The sequence below is a fragment of the Vogesella indigofera genome (assembly GCF_028548395.1).
Lineage (GTDB): Bacteria > Pseudomonadota > Gammaproteobacteria > Burkholderiales > Chromobacteriaceae > Vogesella > Vogesella indigofera_A.
Map to the genome: position 1 here is coordinate 169097 of NZ_JAQQLA010000001.1, position 18468 is coordinate 187564.

The following is an 18468-nucleotide window of genomic DNA, read 5'->3' on the forward strand; positions in this document are numbered from 1 at the left end:
ACCTTGGCTGCAGACAAAAAAACCGCCAGCCCCCCATAACGGGGACTGGCGGTTTTTCATGGGTACACCGGCGCTTTAGCGCGTGGCGTACACCCACTGCTTGCCCTTGGCATCAAACGCCATCACCTGGTAGGGCTGCTTGACGCCGGTTTCCATGCCGGGGCTGCCCTGCGGCATGCCGGCCACCGCCAGGCCGCGGATGGCCGGTTTCTCGCGCAGTACCTTCTGTACCAAATCGGCCGGCACGTGGCCTTCGAACACGTAGCCGCCGATGCTGGCGGTGTGGCAGGAGCGCAGCTTGTCCGGCACCTGCAGCTTGTCCTTGATCGCGGCCATGTCGCTGCGGTTTTCGCTCGCGAGCGGCAACTGGTGGCTAGCCATGTGTTCGGCCCACTTGCTGCAACAGCCGCAGTTGGGGTCCTTGAACAGGGTGGCGACCGGTGCGGCCAGCACCGGCAGGGAAAGCGCCAGCAGTGTGCCGGCGCGGAACAGGGATCGGATCAGCATGGGGAGCCTCGTCGGGAATAGGGGGCAGGTGGCCAGTGACAGACCCTGGCCGGCGTCACTGGTTCCCGTCGTGACGGGCGGCCGCGGTCAGACGGTCAGCTGCACGCTGCTGCCGCTGTTGCTGTCGTCGTCGCTGCCGTAGGCGCGCAGCATTGCCATTAGCCGCATCATGATGCGACCATCCTGCTCGCTGTCGGCACTGGCAACGTCGCCGTCCTCGCTGCCGGTGCTGCTGCGTTGCGCTTCTTCGTAGGCGATGCTTTCTGCGAAGCTGACCTTGCCGTCCTGGTTGCTGTCGGCGCTGTCGAAGTTTTCCGCCAGCGCGGCGAAGCGGGCCGCCGCAACGCTGTCGCCGGCCTCGCTGGCGTCGGCGGCCATCGCCGACAACTGCTCCTGCCCAAGGCCGGTGTCGTCCTCGCCGCCTGCGGGCGGCGGCGGTGGCGGCATGCCCTGCATGCCGCCCGCCATCATCATGCCGCCCATGCCCTGGCTGCGCATGGCGTTGAACTGGCTGTCCAGCTCTTCCTCCAGCTCTTTCAGGCGCGTGCTCAGCTCGCTCTTGCTGACCTTGCCGTCGCTGTCGCTGTCCAGTGCGGCAAACAGGTCTTCATTGTCGCTGCCAAAATCGCTGGCTTCGAGATAACCCTGGTTGTCGGTATCCAGCTTGCTGAAAATCTCGCTGGCTACCTGCTCGCTGTCCGGGCGTTTCATCGCGCGCGGACCGCCACCCATGCCACTCATGCCGGACAGATAGCTGCTGCCGACACTGCTGATTGCGCTGCTCATTGTCATGCTCCTCGTCTCGCCTGCGGAATCCCCGCCGGCCATGCGGCGCTGTTGCGGGTGATGACAATTTATAGCCGGCGTGTCAGCACCATTTATCCGTTTTGTATCAAAGCTGATACAGAGCGCCGTGCGCGTCGCGCGGCAGGGTCAGCCGCGCGATCAGGCCGCCCTGCGGCGCATTGTGCAGCGTCAGCGTGCCGCCCATGCGCCGGGCCGCGTCGCGGGCGATGGCGAGGCCCAGGCCGACGCCGCCGGTGTGGCGGTTGCGCGACTCTTCCAGCCGCACGAACGGTTCGAACACCGAGCTCATGCGGTTTTCCGGAATGCCGGGGCCGTGGTCGCGGATCTCGATACACACCGTATCGCCGGTTTGCTGCAGGTGGATGTCGGCGCGCTCGCCGTAGCGCAGCGCGTTTTCCAGCAGGTTGTCGAGGCAGCGGCGCAGGCTGCCCGGCAGCGTGTACAGGCTGTCGGCGTGGCCGTCGACGCTGACGTGGTGGCCCTGTTCCTGCGCGTCCTCGGCCAGCACCTGCAGCAGCGCGGTGATGTCCAGCATCTGCCAGCTTTCCTGCTGCGATTCGTCGCGCAGGTAGGCCAGCGTCGCGTCCAGCATCGCGGTCATGTCGTCGATGTCCTTGCCCAGCTTGGCCTGCAGCGCGGTGTCGTCAAGTTGGGCGCTGCGCAGGCGGATGCGGGTCAGCGGCGTGCGCAGGTCGTGCGAGACCGCGGCGAGGAAGCGGTTGCGCTCCGCCATCTGCTGGCGCAGCTTGTCCTGCATGCGGTTGAACAGCCGCGCCGCCTGTCGTGTTTCCTGCGGTCCGCTTTCCGCGATCGGCGGCGCCTCCAGGTTGTCACCCAGCCGGGCCGCGGCCTGGGTCAGCTGCTGAATGGGGCGCGCCAGCCGCCGTGCGCCGTACCAGGCCAGCAGGCCGATGATCGCCAGCGTCACCAGCTGCGCCAGCCAGAATGGCGCCGGAAAGCGGTTGCGATTGTCCGGTGGCGGCGGTGGCGGCTGCTGCACGGCATCGCCGGGCGCCAAGGTTGGCCGCAGGCCGGCGCCGGGGGCGGTACGCTCCAGCGGCGGGCGCGGCGGCGGCTCGTCACGCGAAAAGTGCGGTCCGAAAAACAGCAGCAGGCTGGTCATCACCAGATGGGTGGTCAGCAGCGCCGCCACCACCAGCCCGAACAGGCGGGTGAAGACGGTATCGGGAATCAGGCGTTTCATTGGCGTACCTTGCAGTCAAACAGGTAACCCTCGCCGCGCACCGTCTTCAGCAGGCGCGGCGCTTTCGGGTCGTCGCCCAGCTTCTGGCGCAGGCGCGATACCAGCAGGTCGATGCTGCGGTCGAAGGCCTCCACCGTGCGCCCGCGCGCCGCGTCCAGCAGCTGCTCGCGGCTGAGGATGCGCTGCGGCCGCTCCAGGAAGGTACACAGCAGCCGGTATTCGGCGTTCGACAGCGGCACCAGCAGCTGCTGCGGGGTGGTGAGTTCGCGCTTCAGGTGGCTCAGCGTCCAGCCGTCGAAGTGCACGTCCTGCTGCGGGTTGCCGTTGCCGCCGGCGGCGCTGCGCAGGCTGCGGCGCAGCACGGTGTGGATGCGAGCCACCAGTTCGCGCGGGTCGAACGGCTTCACCACGTAGTCGTCGGCGCCCAGCTCCAGCCCCACCACACGGTCGGTGGCCTCGCCGCGCGCGGTGAGCATGATGATCGGCAGCTCGCCCTCGCTGCGAATCTGGCGGCACAGCGCCAGACCGTCCTCGCCGGGCAGCATCAGGTCCAGGATCACCAGGTCGAAGCGCTGTTCGGCCAGCGCCGCGCGCATCGCCACGCCGTCGCCGACGCAGGTGCAGTGCATGGCGTAGGCTTGCAGGTACTGGCCGAGCAGGCTGCGGATCTCCGGGTCATCGTCAACAATCAACAGGCGGGTGGCGGGGCTGGTCATGCGGGCTTCCGTTTCGGTTCGGTGGTGGGCAGCCGTGATTATGGCTGATCCTGCGGCGCCGCCGGCGCGGCAAGTTCGCTGTTCATGTGCGCCAGCAGGCATTGCCGCACCAGGCTGGCCTGTTGCGCGTCCAGGCTGTCGAGGAAGGCGAGCCACGCCGCGGGCAGGGCGCCCGCCGTTTCGCTGGCTGCCACGCTGGCGCGCAGTGCCGCCGACAGGCTGCTGCTGTCGTCTTCCAGCTGCCGGCGCAGGGTCAGCTGCGCCTGTTGCCGCGCCTGGCGGCGGGTGGCCTGCTCGCTGAGTTCGGCGATGTCGGCTTGCAACCACAGCGCCTGCTGTTTGGCGTTTAGTTGCAGATAGGGCAGCAGCGGCTCCAGCTGGCCGCCGAGGCTAGGCCGCGGGTGATGGGTACCGCTCTGGTGCGGCGGCGGGGCGGCCGGCGGCTGCGCCAGCGCGCCGTGCAGCACGGTCAGGCAGAGCAGGGTGGCGAGCAGGCGCGGCAGGGCGGGACGTTTCATCATGGCTTCCTTTGCATGGAAATGGGGACAAGTGACGGGGGCATCCCACAGCCTGCAGTGTCCGTTACCGCCGTGTCGGGGCGTTGTCGGCTTTGTATCGGCGCTGACACAGTCGTGCCGTTGCGGAGCGGTGATGGACCTTGGATGGCGCAATCGGTCCGCAGCCGGTCGGCTTTGCGCCTCGCGGCCAACGTTGGCCGCAGCCACAATAGCCTTATCCCCTGCCACTACCCGAGGAAGCCGCCATGTCCCGTTCCGCCCTGCTTGTGATTGATGTCCAGGATTCGTTCCTGCAACGCTCGTACTGGGATGCCGCTGCCTTGCCCGCGTTTCGCGACAAGCTGCTGGCGCTGATTGCCGGCGCCCGCCAGCGCGGCCTGCCGGTGGTGCATGTGCTGCACGAGGACGGCGACGGCCCGTTTTCCACTGCGTCCGGTTTTGTCCGGCCGATGGCGTGGCTGCCGGACGGCGCCGATGTCACCTTTACCAAGCACGTGCACAACGCGTTTACCGATACCGGCTTGCAGGCGTGGCTGGCGGCGCGCGGCATCGACCGCCTGATCGTCAGCGGCATCCGCAGCGAGCAGTGCTGCGAAACCACCACCCGCGTCGGCAGCGATCTCGGCTTTGCCGTCGACTATGTGTCGGAGGCGACGCTGACCTTTGCGATGACCCATCCCGTCAGCGGCCGCGTCTACAGCCCGGAAGACATCATCGCCCGCACCGAGCTGGTGCTGGCCGGCCGCTTTGCCGAGATCCACAGCGTAGACAGTGTGCTGGCGCGACTGGACGCCGAGGAGGTGTGCCATGCTTGAGCTACGCCCCGGCTGCGAAGCCTGCGATGCCGACTTGCCCGGCGACAGCGAGCAGGCGCTGATCTGCAGCTTCGAGTGCACCTTCTGCCGCGACTGCGCGGCGCGTTTGGCGCATCGCTGCCCCAATTGCGGCGGCGAGCTGCTGCCGCGGCCGCGGCGAACGGGCGCGAAACTGGTGGCCAACCCGGCCAGCAGCCAGCGCGTGTACAAGCCGCGCCAGCTGTAGCCGTGCAATCGTGAACACACTGTTGCTGTTGCCACTGGCATCCGTGGCGTAAGGTAGCAGACCGGGTTCACCCGCCCGGCCGCCGAGGTGGCCGGGCACAACTTCGCAGGAGCAAAGGCCATGAACTGGCAAGACCGACTGATTGCCCTCGCCATCGTCGCGGTGTGGGGCTTCAATTTCGTGGTGATCAAGTGGGGTGTGGCCGGCGTGCCGCCGTTCCTGCTCGGCGCGCTGCGCTTTGCCGCGGCGGCGGGCATCGGTCTGCTGTTCGTGCGCCGCCCCAACATCCCGTGGCGCTGGCTGGCGCTGTATGGCCTGACCATGGGGCTGGGGCAGTTTGCCTGCCTGTTTTCGGCGATGAAACTGGGCATGCCGGCCGGCCTCGCCTCCATCGTGCTGCAGTCCTCCGCCTTCTTCACCCTGCTGATCGGCATGGCCTGGCTGCGCGAGCGCTTCAGCGGCTGGCAGCTGGGCGGGCTGGTGGTCGGCGGCTGCGGCCTGTACCTGATCGGCGGCCTCGGCGCCGCCGGCCTGCCGCTGGCCGGCTTTGTGCTGACCCTGTGCGCCGCCGCCTGCTGGGCGTTTTCCAATGTGGTGGTGCGCCGCATCGTCGGCGCCGGCTACCAGCCGGACATGCTGGGGCTGGTGGTATGGGGTAGCCTGGCACCGATCGTGCCGTTCTTCGCGCTGTCGGCCATGTTCGAGTCGGCCAGTATCGACTGGGCGCAGGTGGTCAGCGGCAAGAGCCTGTTCGCCATCGGCTATCTGGCGCTGATCGCCACGCTGTTCGGCTATGGCCAGTGGAGCAAGCTATTGAGCCGCCATGCGGCCAACGTGGTGGCGCCGTATTCGCTGCTAGTGCCGCTGGTGGGGGTGTTGTCCTCGGCGCTGGTACTGGGCGAGCGCCTCAGCTTCTGGCAGCTGGCCGGCGGCGTGGTGCTGGTGTCCGGACTGGCCATCAATATGTTCGGTCCGCGGCTGCTGGCCTTGCTGCGCAAGCCGCAGCCGGCGTAAGGTTGGCCGCATGGCAAACGACATCACCCTGCGTCCGCCCGGTGCGGACGATTTTGCCGCCTGGCTGCTGCTATGGGACGGCTATAACGCCTTTTACGGCCGCCACGGCGCCAGCGCGCTGCCGCCGGCCATCAGCCAGCTCACCTGGCAGCGCTTTCTCGATCCGGACGAGCCGGTACATGCGCTGCTGGCCTGGCAGGGCGGGCAGCTGCTGGGTCTGGCGCACTATATCTTTCACCGTAACACGCTGATGCTGCACCACGCCTGCTACCTGCAGGACCTGTTTACCGTGCCGGAAGCACGGGGCAGGGGCGTGGCACGGCAGCTGATTGCCGCCGTGGCCGACGCGGCGCGCCAGGCCGGCAGTCCCAGCCTGTACTGGCATACGCACCACACCAACCATGCCGCGCGCCAGTTGTATGACCGTGTGGCGCGCGATACCGGCTTTGTGCTGTACCGCCAGACTTTTTAACTCCCGACAGGACGCGATATGAAACTGTACCGACTGCTGACCGGCCCCGACGACGCCACCTTCTGCCACCGCGTCAGCGAGGCGCTCAACCGCGGCTGGCACCTGCACGGCAATCCGACGCTGACCTTCAACGGCGAGCGCGTGATCGCGGCGCAGGCGATCGTGAAAGAGGTCGACGGCGAGTACGTGCCGGAGATCCGGCTGGGCGAGCTGTAGTCCCATCCGCTGCACATAAGGTTGGCCGCATGAAAGATGTGTATTTCCTTCTCACGCCGCGCTATCTGGCGCTGGATTTCGTCGGCCCGGCCGAGGCGCTGCGCATGGCCATCGACGAGGGCGCGCCGTTTCGCCTGCACGTCGCCGGGCCGGAACCGGAGTGCGTCAGCTCGCTGGGGCTCACGTCGCTGATCGACCCGCTGCCGCCGGCGCTGGCCGATGGTAGCCTGGTGATCCTGTGCGGCACGGTGGACGAGGATGCCGACTACGCCACACCGGCGGCGCAGCGGCTGATCGCCTGGCTGCAGCAGCACATCACGCCGCAGGTGAGCCTGGCGACGGTGTGCTCCGGCGCACTGCTGGCCGGCATGGCCGGGCTGCTAGACGGCCGCGCCTGCACCACCCACCACAGCATCACCGCCAAGCTGGCGGCACTGGCGCCGAAGGCGCGGGTGCTGGATAACCGCGTGTTTGTCGAGGACGAGCACATTGCCACCTCGGCCGGCATCACCACCGGCATGGATCTGGCGCTGGCGCTGATCGAGCACCACGCCGGGCCGGATGTGGCGGCGCGCGTGGCGCGGCGCATGGTGCTGTACAGCCGCCGTGCCGGCGACGATCCGCAGCTGTCGCCGTGGCTGGCGTTCCGCAATCACCTGCACCCGGCGGTGCACCGCGCGCAGGACCTGATCGCGCGCGATCCGGCGCAGCGCTGGCCGGTGGAGGCGCTGGCCGAACGCGTCCATCTCAGCCCGCGCCATTTGACGCGGCTGTTCCGCGAGCAGGCCGGCGTCGGCATCGTCGAATACCAGCAGCGGCTGCGGGTGGCGGTGGTGCGCCAGCTGTTGCATCAGGGCGTGGCGGTGGAGCGCGCCGCCGAAGGCGCCGGTTTTGCCTCGGCGCGCGACATGCGGCGGGTGTGGCACAAGTTCGAAAGCGTCAATCCCGGCCAGCTGGCCTGAGCGCCGGGCTAGCTTGCGTTAGCGCCAGTTGAAGTTCAGGCTGCGCGAGCCGTTCCGGCCCAGTTGCACGTTGCGCTGCTGGCGCATGCCCATATAGCTGGCCTCGACCCGGTAGCTGCCGGCCGGCAGGTCGGCATACAGCAGTGGCCCGGCCTGTTGCAGCGACAGCACCGGCTGTCCCTTGCTGCTGCGGATATCGACATCGACGCCGACCACATACTGGCCGGCACCTTCGGAAAAGGTCAGGTGCAGGCTGTAACCGGCACTTTGCTTGATGGCCTGCGATTCGTCCTGACCGACGCCGCCACTGAGATAGGCGATGCCGTTCTGTTGCTGAATTTGCAGATTGGCAGTCTGCAGCGTGGCCGGCATGACGTCTTCTGCGTGCAGTGCCAGCGGGGACAGCCCGAGCAGCAAGCCCAGCATCAGGTCCGAATATTTCCGTGTATGGATGGTGTTCATGATCAAGACTCCTTGCGGGCGGGGTGCCCGCTCATGTCGCCGTCGCACGGCGCTGGCGTAGCCAGTCGTTTGCCTGCGTGCGCAGGCCGCTAGCGGTGGCGATGAGGGGGTGCGGCCATGGCGCCGCCTCGGGAAGGGGCACGTCCGGACACACGCTTGAGTACGAGAATGTGACACGCGGGGGTGTCTTGTCGGTGCGGTGACGCACATGCTTTGCAGCAGCCGGGTTGCACCGCCCCTTGCTGGCGGCCAACGTTGGCCGCAACGGCCGGGCTTTCGCCGCCGCTGCCGCCCGCAATGCAGCAGCCGGCGCAATAACCCCGTACAATCCGGCCATTGTTTTTGCGGTACACCCCATGAAAGCCACACCAAAACCGACCGGCAAGGCCGGTCTGCACCCGCGCAACGCGCACCGCCAGCGCTATGACTTCCCGGCGCTGATCGCCAGCCTGCCGGAGCTGGCCGCCTTTGTGCGTCCCAACGACTACGGCGACGACAGCGTCGATTTTGCCGATCCGGCGGCGGTCAAGGCGCTGAACCGCGCGCTGCTGGCGCACTACTACGGCATCGGCTTCTGGGATCTGCCGCCGGGCTACCTGTGCCCGCCGATTCCGGGGCGCGCCGACTACATCCACCATCTTGCAGACCTACTCGCCGGCTGCAACGGCGGCACGGTGCCGCCGCGCGTCAACGTGCTCGACGTCGGCGTCGGCGCCAACTGCGTGTATCCGATCATCGGCCGCAGCGTGTACGGCTGGCGCTTTGTCGGTAGCGACATCGACCCGGTGTCGCTGAAAGCGGCGAAGGCGATTGCCGATTTCAACCCGGTGCTGTCCGGCGCGCTGACGCTGCGGCTGCAGGCCGACGCGGGCAAGGTGTTTGCCGGCATCATCCAGCGCAAGGACCGTTTCGACGTCACGCTGTGCAACCCGCCGTTCCATGCCTCGGCAGAAGAGGCGGAGGCGGTATCGCGGCGCAAGGTGACCAACCTCACCGGCGAGGTGCCGGACAAGCCAGTGCTGAATTTCGGCGGCCAGCACGCCGAGCTGTGGTGCGACGGCGGCGAAGTCACCTTCCTGCGCAACATGGCGCAGGAGAGCCGCGAGTTTGCCGAGCAGTGCTGCTGGTTCACCTCGCTGGTGTCGCGCGAGGCGCACCTGCACGAGCTGTACCGCCAGTTGCGCAAGCTGGGTGCGAAACAGGTCAAGACCATCGACATGGCGCAGGGGCAGAAGATCAGCCGTTTTGTGGCGTGGACCTTCCTCGACAACGCGGCGATGGCCGAGTGGCGCGAGGAGCGCTGGCAGGGGTGAGGCCGCGTCGCCTGTCGCCATAAAAAACCCCGCCAGCGATACTGGGCGGGGTTTTTCGTTGCCGGTGGCGCGAGCTGCGGCGGTGTTCAGTCCGGCTTGGCGGCCTGTTGCGCGGCGGCTTCTGCGGCGGCGGCGCGCAGCTTGTCCTTCTTGCTCGGGCGCTTGCCCTTGATGCCGCCGTTGTCGTCGGCTGCGGCCAACCTTGGCGCGGGTTCGTCAACCGGCACGAAGCCGGCCAGCTGCTCGCGCGGCAGTTTCAGCTGTAGCCGCTTCTCGATCAGGCGGAAGTGGGCGCGGCTGTCGGCGTCGATCAGGCTGATGGCGAGGCCGCTTTCGCCGGCTCGGCCGGTGCGGCCGATGCGGTGGGTGTAGTCCTGCGGCGAACGCGGCAGGTCGTAGTTGATCACCACCGGCAGCGCCGGGATGTCGATGCCGCGCGCGGCGAGATCGGTGGCGACGATCACTTGCAGCGTGCCGTCCTTCAGGTTCTCCAGCACCCGCTCGCGGCGGCCTTGCGCCAGCTCGCCGAACAGCGCGGCGGCGCGGATGCCCTCGCGCTGCAGCGTCTGCGCCAGCTCGGCGGCACCGTGTTTGCTGGCGACAAACACCAGCATCCGCGCGCCCTCCTGCTCGGCGATCAGCTGGCACAGCAGCGCGGTACGCTGGCGATTGTCGACCTCGATCGCGCGCTGGCGGATGTCCGGCGCCTGTTCCGCGATGTGGATGCGCTGCGGGTCGGTGAGCAGGCGCGTCGCCAGCTGCTGCACGTTGGCCGCAAAGGTGGCGGAGAACAGCAGCGTCTGGCGCTGTGCCGGCAGCGCGGCCAGCACCTGTTCCAGTTCGTCGGCAAAGCCCTGTTCCAGCAGGCGGTCGGCCTCGTCCAGCACCAGACTGCGCACCTGGTCCAGGCGCAGCGCGTTGTTGGCCAGCAGCTCCAGCAGCCGGCCGGGGGTGGCGACGATGATGTCGGCGCCGCCGCGCAGCGCCATCAGCTGCGGATTGAGCGAGACCCCGCCGTAGACGGTGACGATCTTCGGCGGCGGCAGGTGGCGGGCCAGCTGCTGCAGCACGCTGCCGACCTGTTGCGCCAGCTCGCGCGTCGGCAGCAGCACCAGCAGCGTCGGCTGCTTGCCGTCATGGCGGCCGTGCTGCCAGCGCTGCAGCAGTGGCAGGCAGTAGGCGGCGGTCTTGCCGGAGCCGGTGCGGGCGGTGGCCAGCAGGTCGCGGCCGTGCAGGATCGCCGGGATCGCCTCGCGCTGGATGGCGGTGGCGGTGTGGAAGCCCTGTTCGTCCAGCGCATGCAGCAGCGCCGGGTCAAGGCCGAGGGTGGAAAAGGGCATGGGCGGGCGCGGGGCGTGAATTCGTGAAGGCGGCAGTCTACGGCTTTTGCGCGCGCGGCACTATGGCGATGCGCGCCGGGCTGCTGCCTGACGGGGACGGGCAGGGGACGCGGGTTACCGATTGACGCAACTGTCATTCCCTTGGATGATTCAAGCGATTGTTTTAATGATGGCGCAGACCATCATCCGCGACACACGAGGAATCATGAAAAACCGCGAACACGATCTGTGGGTGCCGGTCACCGCCACCGACACGCTGTACCTGAAGCGCATCCGCCATCCGGAAAAGGACGGCGCGCCGGTGCTGCTGCTGCACGGGGTGATGGCCAACGGCCGCATCTTTTATTCGGACAATGGCAAGGGGCTGGCGCACTATCTAGCGCGCCACGGCTACGACGTGTTCGTCGCCGACCTGCGCGGTCGCGGCCGCAGCACGCCGCGCATCGGCCGCGGTGCGTGTCACGGCCAGACTGAAACCATCACCGAAGACCTGCCGGCGCTGCAGGCGGCGATCCGCCAGCTGAAGGGTGAGGTGGCGGTGCACTGGATGGCGCATTCCTGGGGCGGCGTGCACATGAGCAGCTGCCTGTTGCGCCAGCCGCAGCTGATCGCGCAGGTGGCCAGCCTGGTCTACTTCGGCAGCAAGCGCAGCGTGCACGTGCGCAATCTCAACAAGCTGCTGGAAGTCGACCTGCTGTGGAATATCGTCGGCCGCGTGCTGTGTCGCAGCGTTGGCTATCTGCCGGCGCGCCGCCTCGGCCTAGGCGCCGACGACGAAACCGACAAGAGCCACCGCCAGAGCAAGGTCTGGGCACAGAATCGGCCGTGGGTGGACAGCGACGACCGCTTCGACTACCGGCAGGCGGCGCAGACGCAGCAACTGCCGCCGGCGCTGTACTTCGCCGCGCAGAACGATCCCTGCCGCGGCCACCCGGCCGACGTGAAGCGTTTTCGCGACGAAAGCGGCGCGCACCTGTCGCGGCTACGGCTGCTGGCGCGCCACAGCGGCCACCGTCACGACTACAACCACGTCAGCCTGCTGACCCACCCCGACGCGGTGCGCGACCATTTTCCGCTGGTGCTGGAATGGCTTGCCGGCCGCTACGGCATGGTGCAGGAAAACTACTGAACACAGCGCGTGGCCGGGGTTGGCCGCAAGCCGGCGCCGATGCCTGACGGGAAACTACAGCGGGCTTGACCTGGCGCATTCGCCGCCGGCGGCCGGCTGTGGTAGAAAGCGGGCTGTGTTTATCCTTGCGACCGTTTCCGGCCATGTCCCAACTGCAATTCGACCTCGACCACGTCATCGACACCCTCGCCAGCGAGGGCTGGGTGGTGATCCCGCACGCGCTGTCCGCCACCATTACCGCCAACCTGCGCACTGCCTGCCTCGAGGTGTGGCAACAGGGCCTGTTCCATGAGGCCGCCACCGGCCGTGCCGACGGCCAGGCGCGCCGTGCCGAGATTCGCTCCGATTCGGTGCTGTGGCTGGACCAGGTGGCAGCGCTGCCGGCGGTGCAGGCCTACAACGCGGCGATGGACGACATCATGCAGGCGGTTAATCGCGGCCTCTACCTCGGCCTCGTCGAACTGGAGTCGCACTTCGCGGTGTATCCGGAGGGCGCGTTCTACAAGAGGCACCTCGACCGCTTCCAGGACGACGACGCGCGCACGCTGACCACGGTGTTCTATCTGAACGAAGGTTGGCCGCAGGATGCCGGCGGCCAGATCCGCCTGTATCTGGATGCCGACTGCCGCGAGTTCATCGACGTCGAACCGGAAGCCGGCACGCTGGTGCTGTTCCTGTCCGACCGCTTTTGGCACGAGGTGCTGCCGGCACGGCAGCAGCGGCTGTCGGTCACCGGCTGGTACCGCCGCCGCGGCGGCAACATGCCGTGGTGAGTTGCTGCTTCGCCACAAGCACAGCGCCCTGCGGGGCGAGTGCAAGTCAGCGAAGGTAAGCAAACGCCGCATCTCATGGTGAGAGTGCGGCGTTTTTACGTGATTCTGAAGTGAGCGCCGGCTTCAACGACGGTGCAACGCCTCGCTGCCCAGCATGCCCGGCGCGCTGCTGTTTGCGGCCAACGTTGGCCGCAAACAGCGCCTGATCCGGTCGTGCTTAATCCGGCAGCGCCGTCGTGGTCGTAATGTCCTTGCCGACCCGCTTCAGATGTTGCTCGACATAGAATGCGGCTGCATTTTCATCCCCAGTCGCAATCGCCTCATAAATCAGCCGATGCTCCGCGACATAAAGGCTGATTCGTGCCTCGTCGTAGATGCCGTCGTCGCGCAGCCGTTGCCAGAGCGGCTGCTCCATGGTCTTGGCAATTTCGTCGGCAATCCGGATCAGCAGGCTGTCCCCGGTCATCACCGCCAGTTGCCGGTGAAATAACCTGTCGGTTTCGCTCCACAGCTGTTGCTGGGCGGTGACGTCGATGTCTTTTACGTTCTGCATTTGCAGCAACAGCCGCTCCGCTTCTTCGTTGCGTTGCCCTCGCCGCGCCGCGAGCCGGGCAATTGCGGGTTCAAGCATCAGCCTGACCTCCAGCGTGGAAACGGGGCTGTCATCCGAGGACGACTCTTTCTCGTCCGGCAGCGGTGGCAGCGAACCGGGCAGCGGGGAGCAGACATAGGTGCCCGAGCCGCGACGGGTCATGACCAGTTGCTGATTCTGTAACGCGCCAATCGCTTCACGCACGGCCGGTCTGCTGACGCCAAACCGGATCGCCAGCTCGCGCTCGGATGGCAGCCTGGACTCCGGCGGAAACTCGCCCGAAACAATGCTGCGGCGGATCTGCTCGGCGACCTGTTCATAGATGTGCCGGGCACGAAATGGTGTTGCCGGATCAGTACTGTTGCTCATGTTGGTGGTCTCCATATGACCAGTTGTTGCACAACTGGTCATTTTTTCTGGCCTGCGTGTGGCGGGCTCAACGCTTTTTCTTGTGGTGTTGCGTCATTATTGGTAATTTTTCAACCAGATTAGAATTTTTGGTATGAGACATTTACCAATTTTAGCCCGATTTATCGACAGACAGGTTGCCAATCAGCTGTTTTGGACAACTATCTGGCCAATCAAAGGATCTGGAAAGCATGAATGCCCTGACGATGCTGTCACCACAGCAAACGGCCGAACTTTTACCGTATGGCGCACTGTGCGATGCAATTGCCGCTGCATCAATTGACTATATGGCGGGCCGGATTGTCAGCCCGGAACGGCAAGTGCTGCCGTTGCAACATGGTGGCGTGCTACTGTCGATGCCGGCGACCGGTAGCGATATCGGCATGCACAAGCTGGTCAATGTTTGTCCCGATAACCGCAGCAAGAACCTGCCGACCATCCATGGCGTAGTCAGTGTCTACGACAGCGAAAGCGGCAAACCGCTGCTGTTGCTGGATGGCCCGACCGTCACCGCACACCGCACCGCCGCGGTATCGCTGCTGGCGATGCGGACGCTTGCCGCCCAGCCGGTTGCACGCATTGCCATCATCGGCTGCGGCCGGCAGGCCGCCGGTCACCTTGATGCCATCGCTGCGCTGTACCCCGGTAGCCGGGTCGACATCCATGGTCGCAGCGCTGAAGAGGCGGCGCTGTTTGCGGCGGCGCACCAGCATCTGCCGCTGGAGTGCGTACCGGCCAGCGGCGAGGTTGCCGAAGACGTGACCGTTGTCATCACTCTGACCACCAGCCAGCAACCGGTTTACCACCAGGCGGCTCGCCCGGGGCGGCTGCTTATCGGTGTCGGTGCCTTCCGTCCTGATATGGCCGAATACGCGCCACTGCCCATTCATGGCAGCCAGATCTTCATTGACGACCCGATCGGCGCGCGCCACGAAGCCGGTGACCTGATCCAGGCCGGGATCGACTGGGACAACGTCGCCTCGTTGGCCGATGCCGTCAACGGCGTGATCGACCCGGCGCGTCCCAAGCTGTTCAAGAGTGTGGGCACCGCGGCGTGGGATCTGGCGGCCGCGCGCTGTGCCCTGAACTGCCTGCGTTGATGGCGCATTTAGCCAAGAGAGGAGCCGGAATGTCAGTCTCGGACGTCATCGTGGTCGGTGCCGGTGTGGTCGGTATCACCACCGCATTGAAATTGCGTGCTGCCGGCCTGAGTGTGTTGCTGGTGGATAAGGCCGAGCCGGCGGCCGGCACCTCGTCTGGCAACGCCGGCGCGTTTGCCGTCAGCGAGGTGGTGCCACTGGCCGAGCCGGGGATCTGGCGGAAGTTACCGTCCTGGCTGGCCGATCCGCTAGGGCCGCTGGCCGTTCGCTGGCGCTATCTGCCGTCACTTGCTCCCTGGCTGCTGCGTTTTGCCTGGGCTAGCCGGCAGGGGCAGGTTCAACTGCTGACCCGGCAACTGGCGGCGCTGTTGGGCAACGTCAATGCGGATTTTGCGCCGCTCATCGCCCGCAGCGGGCTGGATGAAATGTGGCGCCGTCATGGCGCTCTGGCCGTCTATGCCTCGGATGCCGCGCTAACAGCGGACCTGTCGCGCTGGCACAACCGGGGGGAGTATGGCGTCAAGTGGCAGGCACTGGACGACGAGGCCACACGGCAGGCCGAACCCGCCCTGCTGGCGCCGTGGCGTAATGCAGTATCGATCCCAGAATGGTCGCACGTCGATGACCCCTACCTGTTCACGCTGGGGCTGTTCGAGCAGTTTATGCGCGAGGGCGGGCAGTACTTGCAGCAGGAAGTGACCGGGCTGCTCAAGGAGAAGCAGGCCGTCCGCGGCGTGACGCTGGCCAATGGCGAGCAACGCCTAGCCGGAAAAGTGCTGATCACCGCGGGGGTCTGGAGTGATCACTTTGCGCGGCAGGCGGGCTTCAGCTTGCCGCTGGAGAGTGAGCGCGGCTATCACCTGACGCTGCCGGAAGCCGGCGTGACTCTGCAACGCTACCTGCTCAACGTGCCGGGCAGCTTTGTCGTGCTCCCGATGGTAAACGGCGGCATCCGTCTGGCCGGCACCGTCGAACTGGCGCATCGGGATGCCACGCCGGACTACCGGCGGGCACACCTTCTGCTGGACAAGGCGCAGGACATGCTCGGGCCGCTTAATACAAAAAACATGACGGCATGGATGGGTAATCGCCCCTCCGTCCCGGAGACGGTTCCGGTCATCGGCCCATCCTCGCGTGTCGACGGTCTGTATTTTGCCTGTGGTCATGGCCACCTGGGGCTGACCCTGGCGGCCACAACCGCGCGCTTGCTCCATGACCACTTTCTGGGCCGCGCTGACATCCCCCGCCACCTGTGGCCGGACCGCTACGACACACTGAATAAACAAGACGGCCAGCGCGTGCCACAGCTGGAAATAAGAAGTTAAGTCGTTGCTATGCCCCGTTCAATCCCCTTTGTCAGGACACTCATCATGAAACGTACTTTGCTGTGGACTCTGCTCGCCCTTGCCGCTAGCGGCGCCAATGCCGCCGATGTCGTCAAAATTGGCTTTATCGGTCCGTTGACCGGCCCCGATGCCCACTGGGGCAAGGACAATCAAAACTGTGCCCAGCTGGCGATCGAGACCCTGAACAGCAAGGGGATCAAGATCAATGGCAAACCGGTGCAGTTCACGCTGGTTTCCCAGGACGATCAGGAAGATCCGAAACAGTCCACCCTGGCGGCACAGCGGCTCCTCGATGACGGCGTCAATGCGGTGGTCGGCCCATTCGTCTCCGGTACCACCATTCCGGCGTCCCGCATCATCAATCAGTCCGGTGTGCCGCAATTTTCGGTGGCGGTGAATGCCACTTACACCAGCCTGGGCTACGGCAATGTTTTCCGCCTGAGTGCCATCGATACCCGAATGGGGCCGGCTATCGCGCAATACGCACTCAATGAGCTGAAAACCAAGCGTATCGCCATTGTGGACGACCGTACGGCTTACAGTCAGGGTCTGGCCGACAAGTTTGACGCCGAAATCAAGCGCTTGGGCGGGCAGGTTGTGCGCCGTGAGTACACCACGCCTGGCCAGAACAACCTCAGCCCGATCGTGACCGCCATCAAGGCTACCAAGCCGGATCTGGTCTTTGTCGCGGTATCGGACAGTCAGGCGGCGCCGTTTGCCTTGCAAATGAAGCAACTCGGCCTGACCACCAAGGTGCTCAGTGGCGACATGATCCAGACGGATACCTTCATTAAGTTGTCGGGCAAGAATGGCGAAGGCTTCATGGCCGCCGTGGCCGGTAACGTGCTGGAAAGCCGCCCGCAAGGGGCCGCGTTCATGAAGCGCTACCAGCAGAAGTACGGTAAGTTGCCGCTGTCGTATGGTCCGCAACACTATGACGCAGTGATGCTGGCGGCAACGGCCATGCAGCAGGCGAATACGATAGACCCGGTGAAGGTCAAGGCCGCCCTCAAGAAAATGACCTACGAAGGCGTGAATGCGACTTACCGCTTCGATGCCAAAGGCGACCTGGTGAAGGCACCGATCACGGTGTACCAGGTCAAGCAGGCAAAGTGGGCCCCGATCAAAGTGACTTATTGAGCCGTTTCTCCCTGCTGGTCAGTCTTAGCCCCGTCCAAGGACGGGGTTTTTTTGCGGCCAACGTTGGCCACCATGCCATCGGCCGGCACAGCCGGGCAGCGGGTACGCCGATGACGCTGTTTTAGCGGGTGGCGCGTGCCCGGCGACGCGGCCCGCCGGCGTTGCGGTTTGGTGAATTGTGACGCTGTGCAAGCGCCGGCAGCGTTGCCGGTCCGTGCTAGAATCAGCGGCGATCACCAAAAAATAGGCAAGGGATAAAGCGATGTCTGGCAATAGCATGGGCCTGCTGTTTACTGTTACTTCATTCGGCGAAAGCCACGGGCCGGGAATCGGCTGCATTGTTGACGGCTGCCCTCCGGGCATGACCCTGTCCGAAGCCGACATCCAGGCCGAGCTGGACCGCCGCAAGCCCGGCACCAGCCGCCACGTCACCCAGCGCCGCGAGCCGGACACCGTCGAGATCCTGTCCGGCGTGTACGAGGGCAAGACCACCGGCACGCCGATCGCGCTCTTGATCCGCAACACCGACCAGCGCAGCAAGGACTACGGCAATATCGCCGACACCTTCCGTCCCGGCCACGCCGACTACACCTACTGGCACAAGTACGGCATCCGTGACCCACGCGGCGGCGGCCGCTCGTCGGCGCGCGAGACCGCGGTGCGGGTCGCCGCCGGCGCCATCGCCAAGAAATGGCTGCATGAACAATACGGCATCGTGATCCGCGGCCACATGACGCAGATCGGCGATATCGAGATCCCGTTCCAGAGCTGGGACGAGGTCGGCAATAACCCGTTCTTCGCCGCCGACGCCAGCAAGGTGGACGCGCTGGAAGCGTATATGGACAGCATCCGCAAGAGCCTGGATTCGGTCGGCGCGCGCCTGCGCGTGGTGGCCGACAATGTGCCGGTGGGCTGGGGCGAGCCGGTGTACGACCGCTTGGACGCCGACATCGCCTACGCGATGATGAACATCAACGCGGTGAAGGGCGTCGAGATCGGCGCCGGCTTCGGCTGCGTCACCCAGCGTGGCAGCGAGCACGGCGACGAACTGACGCCTGAAGGCTTTGCCAGCAACCACGCTGGCGGCATTCTCGGCGGCATCTCCACCGGCCAGCAGATCGAAGTGTCGATGGCGATCAAGCCGACGTCGTCGATCGCGCAGCCGCGCCGCTCCATCAACAAGGCCGGCGAGGCGATCATGGTCGAGACCCACGGCCGCCACGATCCGTGCGTCGGCATCCGCGCCACGCCGATCGCCGAGGCGATGCTGGCACTGGTGCTGATCGACCACGCGCTGCGCCACCGCGCGCAGTGTGGCGATGTGCGGGTCGATACTCCGCGCATTCCCGGCCGCATCGGCTAAGCGTCTTCCATCCAAGAGGCAGCGTCAGGCTGCCCGTCGTTCGCA

The 18468-nt window shown here is 66.1% G+C and carries 21 protein-coding genes; 13 read left to right on the top strand and 8 right to left on the bottom strand.

Annotated elements, in window-relative coordinates; genetic code table 11:
* Positions 1-75 precede the first annotated feature (75 nt).
* From PQU89_RS00770 to PQU89_RS00790, 5 genes are all read right to left on the bottom strand, one after another.
* Positions 76-507: a DUF411 domain-containing protein gene (locus PQU89_RS00770; RefSeq protein ID WP_272758641.1), complete on the bottom strand. Its 432-nt coding sequence runs from the start codon at positions 505-507 to the stop codon at positions 76-78.
* Between the two features lie 87 nt (positions 508-594).
* Positions 595-1293, bottom strand: coding sequence for an EF-hand domain-containing protein (locus PQU89_RS00775; RefSeq protein WP_272764158.1), 699 nt, complete (start codon positions 1291-1293; stop codon positions 595-597).
* Positions 1294-1399: 106 nt separating this feature from the next.
* On the bottom strand, positions 1400-2518 hold the full coding sequence (locus PQU89_RS00780; protein WP_272764159.1) for an ATP-binding protein: 1119 nt from the start codon (positions 2516-2518) through the stop codon (positions 1400-1402).
* Entirely contained in the window at positions 2515-3234 is a 720-nt protein-coding gene (locus PQU89_RS00785) for a response regulator (protein ID WP_272764160.1), read from the bottom strand. Before PQU89_RS00785 ends, PQU89_RS00780 begins: the two co-directional genes overlap by 4 nt.
* A 38-nt stretch (positions 3235-3272) precedes the next feature.
* Positions 3273-3752 carry a hypothetical protein gene (locus PQU89_RS00790; RefSeq protein ID WP_272764161.1) on the bottom strand — a complete coding sequence of 160 codons (480 nt, stop codon included), beginning with the start codon at positions 3750-3752 and terminating at the stop codon, positions 3273-3275.
* A gap of 245 nt (positions 3753-3997) precedes the next feature.
* Between PQU89_RS00790 and PQU89_RS00795 the strand changes: the two genes are divergently transcribed.
* The 6 genes from PQU89_RS00795 (at position 3998) to PQU89_RS00820 (ending at position 7457) form a co-directional block, all read left to right on the top strand.
* On the top strand, positions 3998-4567 hold the full coding sequence (locus PQU89_RS00795; protein WP_272764162.1) for an isochorismatase family protein: 570 nt from the start codon (positions 3998-4000) through the stop codon (positions 4565-4567).
* On the top strand, positions 4560-4793 hold the full coding sequence (locus tag PQU89_RS00800; RefSeq protein WP_272764163.1) for a DUF1272 domain-containing protein: 234 nt from the start codon (positions 4560-4562) through the stop codon (positions 4791-4793). Before PQU89_RS00795 ends, PQU89_RS00800 begins: the two co-directional genes overlap by 8 nt.
* Positions 4794-4913: 120 nt before the next feature.
* Positions 4914-5807 carry an EamA family transporter gene (locus PQU89_RS00805; RefSeq protein WP_255908848.1) on the top strand — a complete coding sequence of 298 codons (894 nt, stop codon included), beginning with the start codon at positions 4914-4916 and terminating at the stop codon, positions 5805-5807.
* Between the two features lie 10 nt (positions 5808-5817).
* The gene (locus tag PQU89_RS00810; RefSeq protein WP_272764164.1) at positions 5818-6279 is read left to right on the top strand and encodes a GNAT family N-acetyltransferase; all 462 of its coding nucleotides are present in this window, start codon (positions 5818-5820) and stop codon (positions 6277-6279) included.
* Positions 6280-6297: 18 nt separating this feature from the next.
* Positions 6298-6495 carry a DUF1737 domain-containing protein gene (locus PQU89_RS00815; protein ID WP_272764165.1) on the top strand — a complete coding sequence of 66 codons (198 nt, stop codon included), beginning with the start codon at positions 6298-6300 and terminating at the stop codon, positions 6493-6495.
* A gap of 29 nt (positions 6496-6524) precedes the next feature.
* Complete coding sequence (locus tag PQU89_RS00820; RefSeq protein ID WP_272764166.1) at positions 6525-7457, top strand: GlxA family transcriptional regulator; 933 nt, start codon at positions 6525-6527, stop codon at positions 7455-7457.
* A gap of 18 nt (positions 7458-7475) precedes the next feature.
* Here PQU89_RS00820 and PQU89_RS00825 read toward each other — a convergent pair whose 3' ends face one another.
* Positions 7476-7919 (bottom strand): hypothetical protein, encoded by a 444-nt coding sequence (locus PQU89_RS00825; RefSeq protein WP_272764167.1) that lies wholly within the window; start codon positions 7917-7919, stop codon positions 7476-7478.
* A 356-nt stretch (positions 7920-8275) separates the two neighbouring features.
* On the opposite strand from PQU89_RS00825, the gene rlmF reads away from it, so the two are divergent.
* Positions 8276-9232, top strand: coding sequence for a 23S rRNA (adenine(1618)-N(6))-methyltransferase RlmF (gene rlmF, locus PQU89_RS00830; protein WP_272764168.1), 957 nt, complete (start codon positions 8276-8278; stop codon positions 9230-9232).
* Between the two features lie 86 nt (positions 9233-9318).
* Here the strand turns inward: rlmF and PQU89_RS00835 are convergent, their stop codons facing one another.
* Positions 9319-10572, bottom strand: coding sequence for a DEAD/DEAH box helicase (locus tag PQU89_RS00835; protein WP_272764169.1), 1254 nt, complete (start codon positions 10570-10572; stop codon positions 9319-9321).
* 205 nt (positions 10573-10777) lie between these two features.
* Here PQU89_RS00835 and PQU89_RS00840 point away from each other — a divergent pair, with 205 nt between their 5' ends.
* Positions 10778-11701 carry an alpha/beta hydrolase family protein gene (locus PQU89_RS00840; protein ID WP_272764170.1) on the top strand — a complete coding sequence of 308 codons (924 nt, stop codon included), beginning with the start codon at positions 10778-10780 and terminating at the stop codon, positions 11699-11701.
* A 143-nt stretch (positions 11702-11844) separates the two neighbouring features.
* On the top strand, positions 11845-12474 hold the full coding sequence (locus PQU89_RS00845; RefSeq protein ID WP_272764171.1) for a 2OG-Fe(II) oxygenase: 630 nt from the start codon (positions 11845-11847) through the stop codon (positions 12472-12474).
* A 217-nt stretch (positions 12475-12691) separates the two neighbouring features.
* Here the strand turns inward: PQU89_RS00845 and PQU89_RS00850 are convergent, their stop codons facing one another.
* The gene (locus PQU89_RS00850) at positions 12692-13435 is read right to left on the bottom strand and encodes a FadR/GntR family transcriptional regulator (protein WP_272764172.1); all 744 of its coding nucleotides are present in this window, start codon (positions 13433-13435) and stop codon (positions 12692-12694) included.
* A gap of 245 nt (positions 13436-13680) precedes the next feature.
* On the opposite strand from PQU89_RS00850, the gene lhpI reads away from it, so the two are divergent.
* The 4 genes from lhpI (at position 13681) to aroC (ending at position 18423) form a co-directional block, all read left to right on the top strand.
* Entirely contained in the window at positions 13681-14574 is an 894-nt protein-coding gene (gene lhpI / locus PQU89_RS00855) for a bifunctional Delta(1)-pyrroline-2-carboxylate/Delta(1)-piperideine-2-carboxylate reductase (protein WP_272764346.1), read from the top strand.
* 29 nt (positions 14575-14603) lie between these two features.
* On the top strand, positions 14604-15899 hold the full coding sequence (locus tag PQU89_RS00860; RefSeq protein ID WP_272764173.1) for an NAD(P)/FAD-dependent oxidoreductase: 1296 nt from the start codon (positions 14604-14606) through the stop codon (positions 15897-15899).
* Between the two features lie 45 nt (positions 15900-15944).
* Positions 15945-17060, top strand: coding sequence for a branched-chain amino acid ABC transporter substrate-binding protein (locus PQU89_RS00865; protein ID WP_272764174.1), 1116 nt, complete (start codon positions 15945-15947; stop codon positions 17058-17060).
* A gap of 262 nt (positions 17061-17322) precedes the next feature.
* Positions 17323-18423, top strand: a complete 1101-nt coding sequence (gene aroC, locus PQU89_RS00870) for a chorismate synthase (RefSeq protein ID WP_047965655.1) — start codon at positions 17323-17325, stop codon at positions 18421-18423.
* Positions 18424-18468: the final 45 nt, after the last annotated feature.

Coding starts and splice junctions, on each gene's coding strand:
- PQU89_RS00845 (WP_272764171.1), top strand. CDS start 11,845: ATGTCCCAACTGCAATTCGACCTCGACCACGTCATCGACACCCTCGCC.
- rlmF (WP_272764168.1), top strand. CDS start 8,276: ATGAAAGCCACACCAAAACCGACCGGCAAGGCCGGTCTGCACCCGCGC.
- PQU89_RS00820 (WP_272764166.1), top strand. CDS start 6,525: ATGAAAGATGTGTATTTCCTTCTCACGCCGCGCTATCTGGCGCTGGAT.
- PQU89_RS00865 (WP_272764174.1), top strand. CDS start 15,945: ATGAAACGTACTTTGCTGTGGACTCTGCTCGCCCTTGCCGCTAGCGGC.
- PQU89_RS00785 (WP_272764160.1), bottom strand. CDS start 3,234: ATGACCAGCCCCGCCACCCGCCTGTTGATTGTTGACGATGACCCGGAG.
- lhpI (WP_272764346.1), top strand. CDS start 13,681: ATGCTGTCACCACAGCAAACGGCCGAACTTTTACCGTATGGCGCACTG.
- PQU89_RS00840 (WP_272764170.1), top strand. CDS start 10,778: ATGAAAAACCGCGAACACGATCTGTGGGTGCCGGTCACCGCCACCGAC.
- aroC (WP_047965655.1), top strand. CDS start 17,323: ATGTCTGGCAATAGCATGGGCCTGCTGTTTACTGTTACTTCATTCGGC.
- PQU89_RS00795 (WP_272764162.1), top strand. CDS start 3,998: ATGTCCCGTTCCGCCCTGCTTGTGATTGATGTCCAGGATTCGTTCCTG.
- PQU89_RS00825 (WP_272764167.1), bottom strand. CDS start 7,919: ATGAACACCATCCATACACGGAAATATTCGGACCTGATGCTGGGCTTG.
- PQU89_RS00800 (WP_272764163.1), top strand. CDS start 4,560: ATGCTTGAGCTACGCCCCGGCTGCGAAGCCTGCGATGCCGACTTGCCC.
- PQU89_RS00805 (WP_255908848.1), top strand. CDS start 4,914: ATGAACTGGCAAGACCGACTGATTGCCCTCGCCATCGTCGCGGTGTGG.
- PQU89_RS00850 (WP_272764172.1), bottom strand. CDS start 13,435: ATGAGCAACAGTACTGATCCGGCAACACCATTTCGTGCCCGGCACATC.
- PQU89_RS00770 (WP_272758641.1), bottom strand. CDS start 507: ATGCTGATCCGATCCCTGTTCCGCGCCGGCACACTGCTGGCGCTTTCC.
- PQU89_RS00810 (WP_272764164.1), top strand. CDS start 5,818: ATGGCAAACGACATCACCCTGCGTCCGCCCGGTGCGGACGATTTTGCC.
- PQU89_RS00780 (WP_272764159.1), bottom strand. CDS start 2,518: ATGAAACGCCTGATTCCCGATACCGTCTTCACCCGCCTGTTCGGGCTG.
- PQU89_RS00860 (WP_272764173.1), top strand. CDS start 14,604: ATGTCAGTCTCGGACGTCATCGTGGTCGGTGCCGGTGTGGTCGGTATC.
- PQU89_RS00790 (WP_272764161.1), bottom strand. CDS start 3,752: ATGAAACGTCCCGCCCTGCCGCGCCTGCTCGCCACCCTGCTCTGCCTG.
- PQU89_RS00835 (WP_272764169.1), bottom strand. CDS start 10,572: ATGCCCTTTTCCACCCTCGGCCTTGACCCGGCGCTGCTGCATGCGCTG.
- PQU89_RS00815 (WP_272764165.1), top strand. CDS start 6,298: ATGAAACTGTACCGACTGCTGACCGGCCCCGACGACGCCACCTTCTGC.
- PQU89_RS00775 (WP_272764158.1), bottom strand. CDS start 1,293: ATGAGCAGCGCAATCAGCAGTGTCGGCAGCAGCTATCTGTCCGGCATG.